Genomic DNA, 14,730 nt, shown 5'->3' with positions numbered 1-14,730 from the left:
CGTCCGGGGTCAGCCCTGCACGGTGCTGCCGACAACTGTCTGGCCGGATTTCAGGCCGATCGGCAGGCTGTCGATATAGGCGTTGGGCGCTTTGCCATCGAAGGGAATGGCGTCGATGATATCCTCTGCGGGCGTCGGGACCTTGTAGCCGTCGCTGTCCCAGGGGAAGTCGCCGGGGTTGGCGAGGCCCTCATCCACCAGCATCTGTGCGGCTTCCAGGTAGATTTCAGGCTTGTAGACCGAGCGGGCGACCTCGTCATACCAGCTGTCCGGCTTGGGCTCGGCTATCTGCCCCCAGCGGCGCATCTGTGTGAGATACCAGACCGCATCCGAATAAAACGGGTAGGTGGCGTTGTAGCGGAAGAACACGTTGAAATCCGGGACGTCGCGCGTGTCGCCTTTCTCATACTCGAAGGTGCCGGTCATCGAGTTGGCGATCACGTCATAGTCGGCGCCGACGTAATCGGGGCGCGACAGGATCTCGACCGCTTCGGGGCGGTTGGCGTTATCGTTTTCATCCAGCCACATGGCGGCGCGGATCAGCGCCTTGACTACTGCCAGCGTGGTGTTCGGGTTTTCCTCGGCGAATTCAGCAGTGATGCCGAAGACCTTTTCCGGGTTGTTCTTCCACAGCTCGTAATCGGTGATGACCGGAACGCCGATGCCCTTGAACACCGCCTGCTGGTTCCACGGCTCCCCCACGCAGTAGCCGGAGATCGTGCCGGCTTCCAGCGTTGCGGGCATCTGCGGCGGCGGAGTCACCGACAGGAACGCCTCGGCGCCGATCTGCCCGGTCACGTTTTCGGGCGAGTAGTAGCCGGGGCTGATGCCGCCGGCCGCCAGCCAGTAGCGCAGTTCATAGTTGTGGGTGGAGACCGGGAACACCATGCCCATGTTGAAGGGCTTGCCCTTGGCGTTGAAGTCCTCGATCACCGGCTTCAGATGGGAGGCGGAGATCGGATGGGCGATCTTGCCGTCTGCGTCTGTGGGCAGGTTCGGCTTCATCATCTCCCATACTTCGTTCGAAAGCGTGATGCCGTTGCCGTTCAGGTCCATGGAAAACGGGGTGACGATATGCGCCTCGGTGCCATAGCCGATGGTTGCGGCCAGCGGCTGGCCTGCCAGCATGTGGGCGCCATCCAGGGTGCCGTCGATCACCCCATCCAGCAGAACTTTCCAGTTGGCCTGGGCTTCCAGGGTGACGAACAGCCCCTCGTCATCGAAGAATCCCTGCTCATAAGCCACCGCCAGCGGTGCCATGTCCGTCAGCTTGATGAAGCCGAAGGTCAGCACATCCTTTTCCAGCTCCAGGGTGGCCGCCAGTGCCGGTCCGGTCAGGGCAGTTGAGGCCGCAAGAGCCATCATCAGTTGTTTCATCGGGTTGGTTCCTTTTCCTAGCTGTGTCCGGCGGCGGGCGCCGGAACAGAAAAAAGCCGCTGACACGCACCGCCGGGAGGAGTGGCGGTGGGTCGAGCGGCTTTGCTCAGTAAAACCCGGTCTTCGGGAAAACTCTCAGTCAGGCTCCGTTGCCTGTCTGATCCCAGACTGCCGGAAGGCCCGTCCCGCACCAACGGTTTCTTTGCGGGTGCAGCAAAAAATTCTGCATTGCAGCGTTGCGGCGCGGAAAGCTGCCTGATTTTTCATCAGTCCGCGGCCAGGGGATCAAAAACGCGGCCATCAAAAAACCGGTTCTGCAGCAAGCTGACAGTTTCCGATTCCCCTGCGGCCTGCAGGCCGGCGGTGATCGCACCTTCCAGTTTCGAAGAGGCGCCCGGCAGCTTCGCCCCGGTTCCCCGCAGGGCGGCACGGTAAAGGTCGCTGCGGAAGACGGACCCGGCAGTTTCCAGCGCCGCTTGGCGGTCCAGGCCGTTCCGCTCGGCAAGCTGCAGGGCGATCCATTGGGCCTGGCTGCGCCAGGGGAAGCCTGCCGCGCCGTTGTGAAACCCGATGAAGTCGAGCGCGTCCCGCTGCAGGCCCTGAGCGGAAACCGTGAACTTCCCGGAAAGCGCGCGTTCGATGATTTCGGCGGGCAGATCGAGATACCGCCGGGACGACAGGATTTCCGCTGCCAGCCCGCGGGAGGCGGGGTCGGCCAGCCAGCGCCCAGCGCGCCACAGTGCCCGGATCAGGCGGCCGGACAGGCCGGGTTCTGTTTCTGCCCAGCCGCTGCGGACGGCCAGCACCTTTTCAGGTGCAAAGGACCAGATCGCCCTGCCGGGAAGCAGAAGCGTGCCTGAGCCTTGCTCGACGGCAATCGACCCCCAAGGCTCTCCGACGCAGAAGGCGTCGATTTCACCGCGTTTGATCGCCTCTGCCATCCGCGGCGGCGGCACCGTCAGGATGCTGATGCCCCGGGGCGTTTCCGGCCCCAGCCCGCGCAGCCAGTATGTCAGCAGTTCGGTATGCATGGAGAAGGGAAACGGGACGCCGATCCGCAGGTCCGGGCCGGCTGCGGCGATCAGGGCCTTGCCCGCTGTCACGGCATCATCAAAGGAAAACCTGTGCCCCGCTTCCGCCATTTTGCGAGACAGGCTGTTACTGACACCAATGACGGTTCCATTGACGGAGAGCACGGACAGAACTGAAAACGGCGCACTGGCGCCGCCCAGGCCAAGCGCCGCGGCAACCGGAACCGGTGCAAGCATCTGTGCAGCGTCGACCTTACCAAAGGCCAGCATGTCCCGCAGCGACGACCAGGAGGGCGCGCGGTGCAGATCCAGCGTCAGCCGCTCCTCGGCGGCAAAGCCCATTTCCTGGGCGGCAATCAGCGGCGCCGCATCTGTCAGCGGGAGATAGCCGGCAGGAATGCGTGTCATGCTCATGCCAGCAGCCCCGCAGCGGTGACCAGCGCCTGCGCAACCTCGGCGACGCGCTTGTTCTGATCCATCGCGGCTTTGCGCAGCAGCGCGTAGGCTTCGTCCTCGCCAATGCCCCGGGCTTTCATGACCATCCCCTTGGCACGGTCGATGACCTTGCGCTCTTCCAGGGCGCGTTTGGCTTCGGCGAGCTCCGTGCGCATGCGCTGAAACAGCCGGAACCGGGCAATGGCGGCGTCCAGAACCGGTTTCAGCCGGGCCGGCTGCAGCCCGTCGACCACATAGGCCGAGACACCCGCCTCCACAGCGGCAGCGGACAGCCCGGCCCCGCTGCGGTCGGCGAACATCGCCACCGGCCGTTCCTTGGGTCCGGATGCCAGCGTCAGTTCCTCCAGCACGTCGCGGGAGGGGTTGGCGATGTCGATCAGGACGACGTCCGGGTCGCGCACCTGTATCTGGCGGGCAAGGCCCGAAGGCTCGGAGATGACCTGAATGTCGAAGTCCCCGGCACTGCGCAGCCCGTCCACGATCATGAACGCACGCTCACGGTCGGGTTCGACGACGATTATGGACAGGGCGTCTGGCATACGGCAGAGCATGATCTGTGCTAGCAAAACCTGTAAAGCCCGGCAGGCAGGCGCGGCCGGGAGGAAAGCTCGCCGTGCACAGAAAATGAGCGCTCCGTCCAATTCTTTTGCACTGGGCGAGGGTGCTAATGCGGCGGCACTAGGGGAACCCCGGCCTGCTGGCCGAGGCAGGTTTCCATTTCCGCCTGCATGTTTTCGATGGAGCTGCACAGCTGCGCCGTGAACGCCTTGGAGGTCAGCGACTGCGTTGCGTAGCCCGGGGTCAGAATCGATACGCCCGTCCCGATTCGCGGACGGAACCGGCGAATCGCCAGTTCAGTTTTGGTCTGGCGCTGCTGAAGACTGCTGTAGGCGGTGATCATGTCGCAAATCATGTAGCACATGCCCGCAGCAACGAATTGCAGGCCGGGTGCCCAGGTGCGCAGCTCCAGCCGCTTGTGGAACCCGCAGCCGCTTCTGTGAAAAGCGGCCTCTGTCTGGACTGTCAGGGGGTGCTTTTCGAACAGCACCGCCATCGGCTTGCCGTCCAGATCCTGCGGTGTGATTTCCGCGGCCTGCGCAAGCGGGTCGCTGGCCGGGACCACGCAGACGCATTCGAGATCGAAATCCATCTGCCGGACGGAGGGGCGCGGAGCCGGGGTTTCAGCAAAGCCGATGTCGAATTGCTGCGAGGCAATCAAGTCCTCGATCACGTCCGAGGACCGCATGATGAGAGAGACCTCAAGCTCATCCTTGCCTTGCAGAAAATCCGTTAGAATCCGCGGCATGAACAGCCCGGACGCCGCCGGGTGGCAGGCGACACGCAGCTTGCCGGCCTCGTGGCTGCGGATCTTGCTCACCGTGCGCTCGATCCGCTCGATGCGCTCCAGCACGGTTTCGCACTCCTCGAGAAAGAACCGGGCCTCCGGGGTTGGGATGAGTTTGCCCTGCTCACGGACGAACAGGCTGAAGCCCAGTTCGCCTTCCAGTGTCGAGATCATCGTGCTGACCGCCGGCTGGGTGCGCCCGACAGTGCGCGCGGCCTGGGAAATGGAGCCGCTGCGCATGACCTCTCGGAAGGTGAAGATTTGGCGGATTGAGAAGTTCATGTCAGGGGCATCAATTCAGTTTATGGAGTCACAGATATTTTGAAATTGATCTTATGGGGCTTGTCCAGCCAAATCCACCAAACCCGGCGAGGGGACGCCGGAAGGAGGACAGATGGACAAATTCTCAAAATATCTGCTGACAGGGCTGATCTGCCTGGTGGCCCTGGGCCAGTTCGTCCAGGTGGTCACACGCTATCTGCTGCAGATCCCGGTGATGGGGCTGGAGGAGACCATGCTCTACCCGACCATCTGGCTCTACATCCTTGGCGCCGTGAACGCCTCGCGCGAGGACACCCACATCCGCGCCAACGTGCTGGAAATCGCCATCAAGACAGAGCGCGGCCACACCGTGCTGGCGATCATCGGTGAAATCATCAGCCTGGCCGTCGGCCTGTGGCTGCTGAGCTGGGCCTGGGAGTACACCCAGTACGCCTGGCGGGTCTGGAAAGAGAGCCCGACGCTCTACCTGCCGACGTTCTATTCCGAAGTGGCTCTGGCGGCCGGACTGGCGCTGATGATGCTCTACACCGCGGTGCACCTGCTGCGCCATATCAATTCCCTGCGCGCCGGAGCCGCAAAATGATCGAGATCGCCCTTCTTGCCATCGCCGTCCTGGTGCTGACCCTGACCCTTGGCGTGCCGCTGCCCTACTGCTTCGGGGCCGCCCTGATGATCATGTATTTCCTGGGCGATGTGACCATGAAAGGCATGATGCTGTGGGGTTCCCAGCAGCTGGGCAACCCGGTGCTGCTGGCCATTCCGCTGTTCGTGCTGGCTGGCACCATCATGTCGGCCAGCGGCATTGCTGCCTCGCTTTTGAACTTCGTCAACGCCTTCATCGGCCATGTCCGCGGCGGCCTGGGCGTTGTGGCCGCGGTCAGCTGCGCCATCATCGGCGCGATCTCCGGCTCCGGACTGACCGGCATCGCCGCCATCGGCCCGCTGCTGATCCCCGAGATGGAAAAGCGCGGCTACCCGCGGGAATACGCAACGGCGCTGATTGCCAACTCCTCCATCCTGGGGCTGCTGATCCCGCCGTCTGTCACCATGATCGTCTATGGCTGGGTGACCGATACCTCGATCCTCGCCTGCTTCCTGGCGACCCTGGGGCCGGGCCTGCTGATCATGTTCAACTTTTCGGCCATGAACCTGTGGATGAGCCGCAAGTTCGACCTGGTGCTGGATGACGCGCCGAGCTTCTCGGAGCTGGCAGGCGATGTGGCGAAGAAGGGTTTCAACGCGACCCCGGCGCTCCTGATGCCGGTGATCATCCTGGGTGGCATTTACGGCGGCATCATGACCCCGACCGAAGCCGCCGCGCTGTCGGTGATCTATGCGCTGCCGGTCGGGTTCTTCATCTACAAGGGCCTGAAATGGGACAGCTTCCTGGAGGCCGGCAAGGAGGCCGCGACCGCCGTGGGCGCGATCATGGTGATGATCCTGTTCTCGATGATCCTGAGCCAGATGTTCGTCTACGAGGCGATCCCGCAGAAAATGGTCAGCGCGATCTTCGAGGTTACCGAGAACAAGGTGCTGCTGCTGATCTTCATCAATATCCTGCTGTTCCTGGTCGGCATGGTCGTGAACGACGTCACCGCCATCATCCTGATCGCGCCGCTGCTGCTGCCGCTGATGCAGGCGATCGGTGTCACCCCGGTGCAGTTTGCCGCGATCATGGGCGTCAACACCGCGATGGGCGGCGTCACCCCGCCCTATGCCTCGATCCTCTACCTCGGCGCGCGGATCGGCAATGTGAAGGTCACCAAGGTGATCCCGCCCGCAATGATCCTGATCCTGACGGGCTACGTGCCGGTGGTCTTCCTGACCTCGCTGTGGCCCGACCTGTCGCTCTTTCTGCCGCGTTTCTTCGGCTACTGACCCCACCCCTGACAAACACCAGACACCCTACGGAGGAGACTACCCATGAAACACTTTCTGACCGGCACCGCTGCTGCTGCCCTGATGTCGCTGGCGGGCCTCGCCTCGGCCGCGGACCTGAAGATGAGCCACGTGCGCCCCCAGGACACCACCATCGACAAGGAGCTGCGCGCCTTTGCAGCCCAGGTGGATGAGGCTACCGGCGGCGACGTGTCGATCAACATCTTCCCGGCCTCAGCGCTCGGCGATTACACCACCGTTCAGGAACGCATCAGCGTCGGCGCCATCGACATGGCGACCCAGCCCGCAGCCGCCGCGGCGGACCGCCGGATGCAGATCAGCTCGTTCCCCTATCTGGCCAACAACTGGGATGAGGCACGCAAGATCTACGGCCCCGGCGGCGCGGTGCGCAACGTGATGGCAGAGCTTTATGCCAAGCAGGACATCACCATGCTGGCGGCCTACCCGGTTTATTTCGGCGGCATTGCGCTGAACACCGACGCGGTCAACCCGGGCGACCCGTCGCAGTCCAACGGCATCAAGGTGCGGGTGCCCGGCATCAAGAGCTTCCAGCTGACCGGCGAGGCCCTGGGCTACATCCCGTCGCCGATCCCGTTCTCCGAGGCCTTTACCGCGATCCAGACCGGCGTGGTTGACGGCGTGATCGGCTCTGGTGCCGAAGGCTACTATGCCTCGTTCCGCGACGTGACCAAGGCTTATGTGCCCGCCAACACCCACTTTGAGGTCTGGTACATGATCATCTCCAACGGCTCGCTGGCTGAGCTGGACGCAGAAGATCAGGAAGCGCTGAAAGCCGCCGCGGCGGAGTTTGAAGCGCAGCGCTGGACTGTCGCCGAAGAGGACCAGGGCAAATGGGAGCAGCGTCTGGCCGATGAGCTGGGTGCCAAAGTAGTGGACCTCAGCGACGACGAACTGGCCGCGATGGCCGCCAAGGTGCGCGAGGACGTCTGGCCGGTGGTTCTGGAAGACGTTGGCGCCGACTGGGGTCAGGGCATTCTTGACCAGATCGGCAAGTAACCCCGTATCAAGGACCGGGGCGGCCGCGCGCCGCCCCGCACACAAAGCAATCCCCGGAGAATCGGCAGGATGGAAGCAGATTATGCAGTGATCGGCGGCGGCGTTGTCGGCCTGTCGGTGGCCTGGGGGCTGCTGAGGCGCGGCAAGAGCGTCACGGTGCTGGATGGCGATGACGGCGCCTTCCGGGCCAGCCGCGGCAACTTCGGCCTGGTCTGGGTCCAGTCCAAGGGCATGAAGCAGCCGCGCTATGCCAGCTGGAGCCAGCAGTCCGCCGCCGCCTGGGCAGGATTTGCTGCCGAACTGGAAGACGGCACCGGCCGCTCTGTCGGGCTGCAGCAGAACGGCGGCTATGACCTGCATTTCTCCGAGGAAACGCTTTACGCGACCGTTGCGCAATATGACACGCTGAAGGACAAGCTGGGCGGCAACTACCCCTACGAGGTGCTGGGCCGCAACGCGCTCAGCCGCGAGGAGCCGCATATCGGCCCCAAGGTGGCAGGCGCGATCCTGCATCACCAGGACGGCCACGCAAACCCGCTGCGGCTGCTGGTGTCACTGGCAGAGGACGTCCGGCGGCTGGGCGGCACGGTTCTGAACGGCAAGACCGTGACGTCGGTCGCTAAGCCGGATGCATTCAAGGTCCATTGCAGCGATGGCACCACTGTCACGGCCGGAAAGGTTGTGCTCTCGGCAGGCCTTGGCGCGATGGAGCTTGGCCCCAAGCTGGGCTTCAAGGCGCCGGTGCGGCCGCAGCGCGGCCAGGTGCTGATCACCGAGAAGCTGCCGAAGATGATCAACCGCCCCTCGCTGATTGCCCGCCAGGTGGACGAAGGCGGCATCCAGATCGGCGCCACCAACGAAGAGGTCGGGCTGGATGACGGGGTGACGCAGCCAGGCCTGTCCGGTTTGGCCGCCGAGGCGATCGCGGCCTATCCGGCGCTGGCCCGCGCGCAGCTGGTGCGCAGCTGGGGCGCCTTGCGCATCCTGTCGCCCGACGGGCTGCCGATCTATCAGGAAAGCCCCGAACTGCCGGGCGCCTACCTTGTCACCTGCCACAGCGGCATCACCCTGGCCGCGGCCCATGCGCTGTTCCTGCCCGACTGGCTCGAAGGCACTGCGGCCGCCCCTGATCTGGAGGTGTTCAGTGAAGACCGATTCCCCGTTTCTTGAGCTGGCAGGCGACGCGCCCCGGGTGCGGGTCTGGTTCGACGGGCAGCCGCTTGAGCTGCCCGCAGGCGCCAACCTGGCTGCCGCGCTGCTGGCCGCTGGCGTGCAGGTGTTCCGCCATACGCCGGTCTTCGGCGCGCCGCGGGCGCCGTTCTGCATGATGGGCGCCTGTTTCGAATGCCTGGTGGAGACCGGCGGCCGTGTGCAGCAGGCCTGTATGCTGGAAGTGGAAGAGGGCATGCGGATTGCCCGCCCGCATGAAGCGGAGGCTGGCAATGCAACAGTATGACTTGGCGATCATTGGCGCCGGCCCGGCTGGCATGGCCGCCGCAGCCGAGGCCGCGCAAACGGGCCTGAGCGTCACCCTTCTGGATGAGCAGAACCGCCCCGGCGGGCAGATCTACCGCGACGTGGACCGCGCGGCCGGACCGCGCGGTGCCATTCTGGGGCAGGAGTATCTGCACGGCGCAACCCTGACTGCGGGTCTGGGCCAATCGGGTGTCAGCCATTTGTCTGGCGCTGTTGTCTGGGCCATCGAGGACGGTTTTCGCATTTCCTTCACCCGGCATGGCCGGGCGGGGCAGGTGGAGGCGGAACGGATAATCCTGGCTACCGGCGCGCTGGAACGCCCGATGCCCGTCTCCGGCTGGACCCTGCCGGGCGTGATGACCGCAGGCGCCGCACAGATTCTCCTGAAGCAATCCGGCGTCCTGCCGCGCCGCGCCGTGCTGACCGGCAGCGGGCCGCTGCTCTATCTGATTGCAGCGCAGATGGTGCGTGCCGGCACGCCGCCGCTGGCCCTGGTAGAGACCCAGACCGCGGCCAGCCTAATGGCATCCGCCCGCCACCTGCCGGGTGCGCTGCGCGGCTGGCGCTATCTGGCCAAGGGCCTGAAAATGCTGGCGGAGATCAAACGAGCCGGCGTGCCGCGCTATACCGGTGCGGCAAGCATTGCGGTAACGGGCAGCACCCGGGCCGAAGCCGTGTCCTTCCGCAGCAAGGGGCAGGAGCACAGAATCGCGTGCGATACCGTCCTGCTGCATCACGGGGTGGTGCCGAACACCCAGGCCGCGCGTTCCATCGGGGTGCCGCATGCCTGGTCCGAAGCGCAGCAGTGCTTTGTGCCGGAAACCGGTACCTGGGGCGAGACCGGCAAAGACGGCGTCCTGATTGCCGGTGACGGTGCCGGCATCGGCGGCGCCATGGCCGCCGAATGTGCCGGGCGGATCGCCGCGCTGAAAGCGGTGGAAGAGCTGGGCCGGATCACCGTGCAGGAGCGCGACCGCCGGGCTGCCCCGCTGTTCAGCCAGCGCAGCCGGGAAACCGCAGTCCGGCCGTTTTTGGATGCGGCCTACCCGCCCTATGCAGGCGCCTTGCGGCCTGCGGACAGCACCATTGTCTGCCGCTGCGAGGAAGTCACTGCGGGCGATATCCGCAGCTATGCCAAGCTTGGCTGCCTGGGGCCGAACCAGGCCAAGGCCTTCGGCCGCGCCGGGATGGGGCCGTGCCAGGGCCGCTATTGCGGGCTGACGGTAACCGCACTGCTGGCCGAGGCCAACGGGCAGACGCCGGATGAAACCGGCTATTACCGGATCCGGCCGCCGATAAAACCCGTGACACTGGGTGAACTGGCTGCGATGGAAGACCCATCCGCCAATGCCGCTGAATAGGAGAAAATAATGATCGAACGGATCGACACCGGCACCCGCATGAGCAAGATCGTGAAGAACAACGGCGTAGCCTATTTGTGCGGCCAGGTTGGTGACGGGGCAGATGTGGCCGCGCAGACCCGCGCCTGCCTGTCCCGCGTCGAGGCGCTGCTGGAAAAGGCCGGGTCCTCGCCGAAGCAGATCCTGCAGGCGATTGTCTGGCTCGCCGACATGGAGGACTTTGCCGAAATGAACGCGGTCTGGGATGCCTGGGTGCCCGAAGGCCACGCCCCGGCCCGCGCCTGCGGCGAGGCCAAGCTGGCGCGGCCGGAACTGAAGGTGGAAATCATCGTGACAGCGGCCTGCTGATACGGGATTTCCAATGCTGTATTGATCAGCCTTGCGGCAGGCGCCCCCGCGGTCCGGAAACCGGACGGGGCGCCTGCTGGGCGCGCGGCCGCCCTTTAGGGGAGCCCCAGCGCCTGAACCTGTGCGGCAGCGGGCTCTAAAGGGACAGGGAGACCTGCCGGGCCAGTTCAGCCAGCGCATTGGCCAGCGCATCGGCGGTGGCAGACGGGCCCGTCCCGGTGACGGGTGTGTTGATATCAAACCGCTTCACAAGCTCCCGCACTGTGCCCTCTGGCGAGGAAACCGCGAACTGGCCGGACAGCTCGAAGATGCCGTCGGCGCGGGCATAGACCTGATCCACTCGCACATCCAGCCGCGCATCCGGGCCGGTGTTCAGCGGCCAGGGTTCAATGGCTGCGGCTGCGCCGGTGCGCTCGTTCAACCCGCGGGCCAGGGCAGCGGTCATGCCGCGGGCCGGGTCATCCGCCCATTGCGCGCCGTTCAGCGAAAAAAGTGCGCCGCCTTCACCCTCCGCGACGATGTCCGATGCCGCGGCGTAGGCGGGCAGGGAGACCAGCCGTACTTCGATCGTGCGGGAACGCAGGTTGGCGACGGTCTCGCCGGGGGCAGAGGAAATCAGATAGCGGGGATCGTTGCTCCCGGCGCAGGCCGCCAGAAGGGTAATGGGGAGCAGCAATTTCAGGGCTTTAATCATCTTATTTTCCAAACAGCAGGGAATTCGGGTCGCGTTCAATCTTGCGCGCCAGCTGGGAAACCGCACGGGCGGCAGTCCTGATCTCGCGCAACGCGTCCAGCGTTTCGGAGTTGAAGCTGGAGCGGGCGCCGTAGGAGGCGATCAGCGCCTCGGACTGGGCCACGAGGGCTTCCAGGCGGGCAGACAGCGCAGGCAGGCCTTCGGCGGCGGCGGCCACCGCGTCAGCCGCGCCGCGGGCAGAGGACATGGTGGCATTGGCGTTCTCGACCAGCCCGCCCTGGCGCATGTCTTCCAGCGTGGCCTGCATCTCCTCCAGCGCAGCGGTCAGGGCCGGGGGCAGGGCGCGGGCGCCCTCTGTGCCGATTACCGCATCGGCGCTGTCCATCAGCTGGCTGGCTGAGCGGATCAGTTCCTCGGCCTCCAGCGAATTCGCCTTGGCCGCCAGCGCCCGGAAATCGGCGACCAGCGCGGGCAGTTCATCCGACGCCGCGGCAAGGCTGGCGGCGGCCTGGCTGCCCTGGTCCAGGGCCGCGGTCAGTTTGGCCGCGGCCTTGCCCTGCTGCAGCTCTGTCAGCATTGCGCGCAGGTCAGCGACCGCGGCGTGCAATTCGCCGGGCAGGGCGCGGGTGCCGGGGTCGGTCACCAGGGCGCGGGCGTCTTCCAGCAAGGCGACGGCGGCCGCCGGGGTCTGGCGGGTGCTGTCGGCAGAGGCCAGGTTTTCGATGCTGGCCAGCGTCGCAATGACCTGCGCCATCAGCTCTTCGACCGGCAGCGCGTTGATGCGTTCCAGCATGCCTTCGGCGGTCGCGGTGAAATCCGGCAGGTTCGAGGGCGCGCTGGGCAGCTGCGGGAACGGTTCGGCGTTACGGGCAAATTGCGCGGGCGCCGCGTCTTCCAGCGTCACCAGCTCGACGATCAGCTCGGAGCTGAACAGGCTGGCAGAGGCCAGCCGGGCACGCAGGCCGCCTGTGACCGCCTGTTCCAGGAAATCGAGGGCCTCGGCCTCGCCGGAGCCGGGCGGCAGGCCCATCAGCGCGGGCTCAAGCAGCAGTTTGGCGATCAGCCGCACCTCAGTCTCGTCGCTGCCGCTCTGGATGGCGGCGTTGAGGCTGCTGACCTCGCCGACCCGGACGCCGCGCAGCTTGACCGCGGCGCCGCTGGCCAGACCCGCCACCGACTCGTCAAAGGCGACTGAGACGGCAACCCCGCCGGACAAGGTGCGGGCAAAGGCAGTGCGGCGGGCCGCGGCCTCGTCGGCGTGGATGTCGAAGACGGTGCCGGGACCAACCGCCTGCCCACCATCGAAAACGGAGTCGAACTCGATCCCGCCAGCCACCAGGGAGGCGATGCTGTCAACGTCCAGCGACAGCCCGCTGGGGCCGATCGAAACCGAGAAGCCGGAGCTGTCCCAGAACCGGGTGGCGGAATTGATGCGCCGGTCGTGGGGCGCGTCGATGAAGGCATCGACGACGATGCTGTCGCCGCTGACGGTCAGGCGCGGCTTTTCCAGCCGGCCGACCTCAATGCCGCGGAACAGCACCGGCGCTCCTTCGGAAATCATCCGTCCGTCATCGGTGCGCAGGGTAATTCGCCGGCCGCCACGGCCGGGCTGCGCCAGAGGCGGCCGGTCGGCGCCTTCAAAACTGGTTTGCGCAAGACCGGGGTTCTGGTCCCAGCTGCCTTCGATGTAGACGCCCGACAGCACCGTGCTGAGCCCCGAAATGCCGCGTGCTGACACTTCCGGCCGCACCACCCAGAAGGCGGCATCCGCATCCAGGTAGGGGGCGATGTCCTTGTCGATGCGGGCCTGAACGGAGACCTTGCTCAGGTCGCCGGCAAAGCCGACTTTTTCCACCCGGCCGATCACCACGTCGCGGTAGCGCACAGTGGTTTCATTGGCGGCGATGCCGGACGCGTTTTCAAAGCTGATGGTGATCAGCACGCCGCGGTCGGAATAGGCTTTCCAGGCTACCCCGAGGGAAACCGCCAGCGCCACCAGCGGCACCAGCCAGACCAGCGACAAATTGCGCCAGGGCGAGGGCCGCCGGGCGGAGATTTTCATCGGGGCGGGGTCAGGCGTGGTCATTCAAATTCTCGCTTTCCGCGTTCCAGATCAGGCGCGGATCAAAACTCTGGGCTGCCAGCATGGTGAAGGCAACCGACAAGGCAAAACTGACCGCAGCAGCGCCCGGCGCCACGGCGGCGGCAAAATCAAGCTGGACGAGGGCGGTCAGGATCGCCACCACAAAGACATCTATCATCGACCAGCGTCCGATAAATTCAACCACTTCATAAAGCACCAGGCGGCTATGGCTGCCAAGGGCTGCGGGCCTGCGGACGGAGATCGCGAGATAGGCGATGGCCAGGAATTTGGCCACCGGGATCACGATACTGGCAAAGAAAACAATCAGCGCAACGCCGTATGAGCCGTGGCTGAACAGCTCGGCAATGCCGCCGATCAGCGTGTTTTCGGAAGAACGGCCAAAAGTTGTCGTGCGCAGCATCGGGTAGAGATTTGCCGGAACATAGGCGATCATCCCCGCCGCCAGCCAGGCCCAGACGCGCTGCAGGCTGGCGTGGCCGGCGGGCTCCAGCGGGCTGCCGCAGCAGGCGCAGGCCCGGGCACCGCCGGGGTTGGCAGTGCCGCAGGCGCGGCAGCCGGTCAGCCCGGCGGCGGCGGCAGTCAGGAACGGCCGCGGGTTTTCAGCGTCTTCCATACGGTCAGCCTGCAAATGGAATTGTCGGTCAGGATGGTCACAATCAGCAGCGCGGCAAAGGCCCAGAAGGCCGGCCCCAGCCCGACCCGAGCCAAGCCGGAGACTTTGACCAGGGCCACCGCCACGCCGATGATGAATATCTCGGCCATCGCCCAGGGCTTCAGCCGCTCTGCCCAGCGGTAGGCCGCAGCGGCGTGCGGCGCCGGGTGCCAGCCCAGGGCCATCGGCGCCAGAGTGTAGATCAACGCGCAAAAGCGTGCCGCAGGCAGCAGCACGATCAGCAGGCCGGTTGCCAGCGACAGCGGTGCCATCGGTCCGCGTGAAAAGGCAAGCACCGCATCCAGCACCGAGGCCTGGTGCGACAGCCCCTGGGCCTTCAGTTCAAGAAACGGGAAGCCGGCCGCTGCGGCGAGCAGGATCAGCGCGGTCAGCGACAGCATCGCGATCCGGGTCATGGCGCCCGATTTCGGCGCCGCCAGCACCGTGCCGCAGCGGGCGCAGCGGGCCACTGTATGGGCCTTTACTTCCTGGTCGCGGTTCAGAACGTCACAGGTCGGGCAGGCAATAAGCTGATCTGGATCCATGTCTCTGAAGTCCGCTTTCACCGCTTGGAGCGCTGCGGCGCGAGGGCGCAGCCGCTGGCGCTCATGATCATGATAATGCGGATCATGGCAATCGGAACATGGCCTTCGTGCAGCGGGACAGGCCGCGGCGATCAAGGATAGGG

The 14,730-nt window shown here is 65.4% G+C and carries 15 protein-coding genes; 7 read left to right on the top strand and 8 right to left on the bottom strand.

Annotation, left to right across the window (positions count from 1 at the left end; genetic code table 11):
• Positions 1–9 precede the first annotated feature (9 nt).
• The 4 genes from LHL23_RS21010 to LHL23_RS20995 form a co-directional block, all read right to left on the bottom strand.
• Entirely contained in the window at positions 10–1,377 is a 1,368-nt protein-coding gene (locus LHL23_RS21010) for a CmpA/NrtA family ABC transporter substrate-binding protein (protein WP_226431432.1), read from the bottom strand.
• Positions 1,378–1,643: 266 nt separating this feature from the next.
• Positions 1,644–2,822 carry a CmpA/NrtA family ABC transporter substrate-binding protein gene (locus tag LHL23_RS21005; RefSeq protein ID WP_226431431.1) on the bottom strand — a complete coding sequence of 393 codons (1,179 nt, stop codon included), beginning with the start codon at positions 2,820–2,822 and terminating at the stop codon, positions 1,644–1,646.
• Entirely contained in the window at positions 2,819–3,403 is a 585-nt protein-coding gene (locus LHL23_RS21000) for an ANTAR domain-containing response regulator (RefSeq protein WP_226431430.1), read from the bottom strand. The genes LHL23_RS21005 and LHL23_RS21000 overlap by 4 nt, the downstream gene beginning before the upstream one ends.
• A gap of 125 nt (positions 3,404–3,528) precedes the next feature.
• Complete coding sequence (locus LHL23_RS20995) at positions 3,529–4,491, bottom strand: LysR family transcriptional regulator (protein WP_226431429.1); 963 nt, start codon at positions 4,489–4,491, stop codon at positions 3,529–3,531.
• 112 nt (positions 4,492–4,603) lie between these two features.
• Here LHL23_RS20995 and LHL23_RS20990 point away from each other — a divergent pair, with 112 nt between their 5' ends.
• From LHL23_RS20990 to LHL23_RS20960, 7 genes are all read left to right on the top strand, one after another.
• Positions 4,604–5,074: a TRAP transporter small permease gene (locus LHL23_RS20990; protein ID WP_222480319.1), complete on the top strand. Its 471-nt coding sequence runs from the start codon at positions 4,604–4,606 to the stop codon at positions 5,072–5,074.
• Positions 5,071–6,369: a TRAP transporter large permease gene (locus LHL23_RS20985; protein WP_222480317.1), complete on the top strand. Its 1,299-nt coding sequence runs from the start codon at positions 5,071–5,073 to the stop codon at positions 6,367–6,369. Before LHL23_RS20990 ends, LHL23_RS20985 begins: the two co-directional genes overlap by 4 nt.
• Before the next feature lie 45 nt (positions 6,370–6,414).
• Positions 6,415–7,407, top strand: a complete 993-nt coding sequence (gene dctP / locus LHL23_RS20980; protein ID WP_222480315.1) for a TRAP transporter substrate-binding protein DctP — start codon at positions 6,415–6,417, stop codon at positions 7,405–7,407.
• Between the two features lie 69 nt (positions 7,408–7,476).
• Complete coding sequence (locus LHL23_RS20975) at positions 7,477–8,577, top strand: NAD(P)/FAD-dependent oxidoreductase (protein ID WP_226431428.1); 1,101 nt, start codon at positions 7,477–7,479, stop codon at positions 8,575–8,577.
• Positions 8,552–8,863, top strand: coding sequence for a (2Fe-2S)-binding protein (locus LHL23_RS20970; protein WP_226431427.1), 312 nt, complete (start codon positions 8,552–8,554; stop codon positions 8,861–8,863). Before LHL23_RS20975 ends, LHL23_RS20970 begins: the two co-directional genes overlap by 26 nt.
• Positions 8,850–10,244: an FAD/NAD(P)-dependent oxidoreductase gene (locus LHL23_RS20965; protein ID WP_226431426.1), complete on the top strand. Its 1,395-nt coding sequence runs from the start codon at positions 8,850–8,852 to the stop codon at positions 10,242–10,244. Before LHL23_RS20970 ends, LHL23_RS20965 begins: the two co-directional genes overlap by 14 nt.
• A gap of 9 nt (positions 10,245–10,253) precedes the next feature.
• Positions 10,254–10,592: a RidA family protein gene (locus LHL23_RS20960; protein ID WP_226431425.1), complete on the top strand. Its 339-nt coding sequence runs from the start codon at positions 10,254–10,256 to the stop codon at positions 10,590–10,592.
• A gap of 136 nt (positions 10,593–10,728) precedes the next feature.
• On the opposite strand, the gene LHL23_RS20955 is transcribed toward LHL23_RS20960, so the two are convergent.
• From LHL23_RS20955 to LHL23_RS20940, 4 genes are read right to left on the bottom strand one after another with little or no spacing between them, the layout of a single operon-like run.
• The gene (locus tag LHL23_RS20955; protein ID WP_222480304.1) at positions 10,729–11,286 is read right to left on the bottom strand and encodes a PqiC family protein; all 558 of its coding nucleotides are present in this window, start codon (positions 11,284–11,286) and stop codon (positions 10,729–10,731) included.
• 1 nt (position 11,287) lies between these two features.
• A complete protein-coding gene (locus LHL23_RS20950; protein ID WP_226431424.1) occupies positions 11,288–13,372 on the bottom strand; it encodes an MlaD family protein in 2,085 nt (694 codons plus the stop codon).
• Positions 13,359–14,003: a paraquat-inducible protein A gene (locus tag LHL23_RS20945; RefSeq protein ID WP_226431423.1), complete on the bottom strand. Its 645-nt coding sequence runs from the start codon at positions 14,001–14,003 to the stop codon at positions 13,359–13,361. Before LHL23_RS20945 ends, LHL23_RS20950 begins: the two co-directional genes overlap by 14 nt.
• Positions 13,970–14,587 (bottom strand): paraquat-inducible protein A, encoded by a 618-nt coding sequence (locus tag LHL23_RS20940; protein WP_226431422.1) that lies wholly within the window; start codon positions 14,585–14,587, stop codon positions 13,970–13,972. The genes LHL23_RS20945 and LHL23_RS20940 overlap by 34 nt, the downstream gene beginning before the upstream one ends.
• Positions 14,588–14,730 lie beyond the last annotated feature (143 nt).

This window comes from Leisingera sp. McT4-56 (assembly GCF_020514995.1).
Lineage (GTDB): Bacteria > Pseudomonadota > Alphaproteobacteria > Rhodobacterales > Rhodobacteraceae > Leisingera > Leisingera aquaemixtae_A.
Note: the sequence above shows the minus strand (reverse complement) of the source record. Positions and strands in the feature narration are given on the sequence as shown.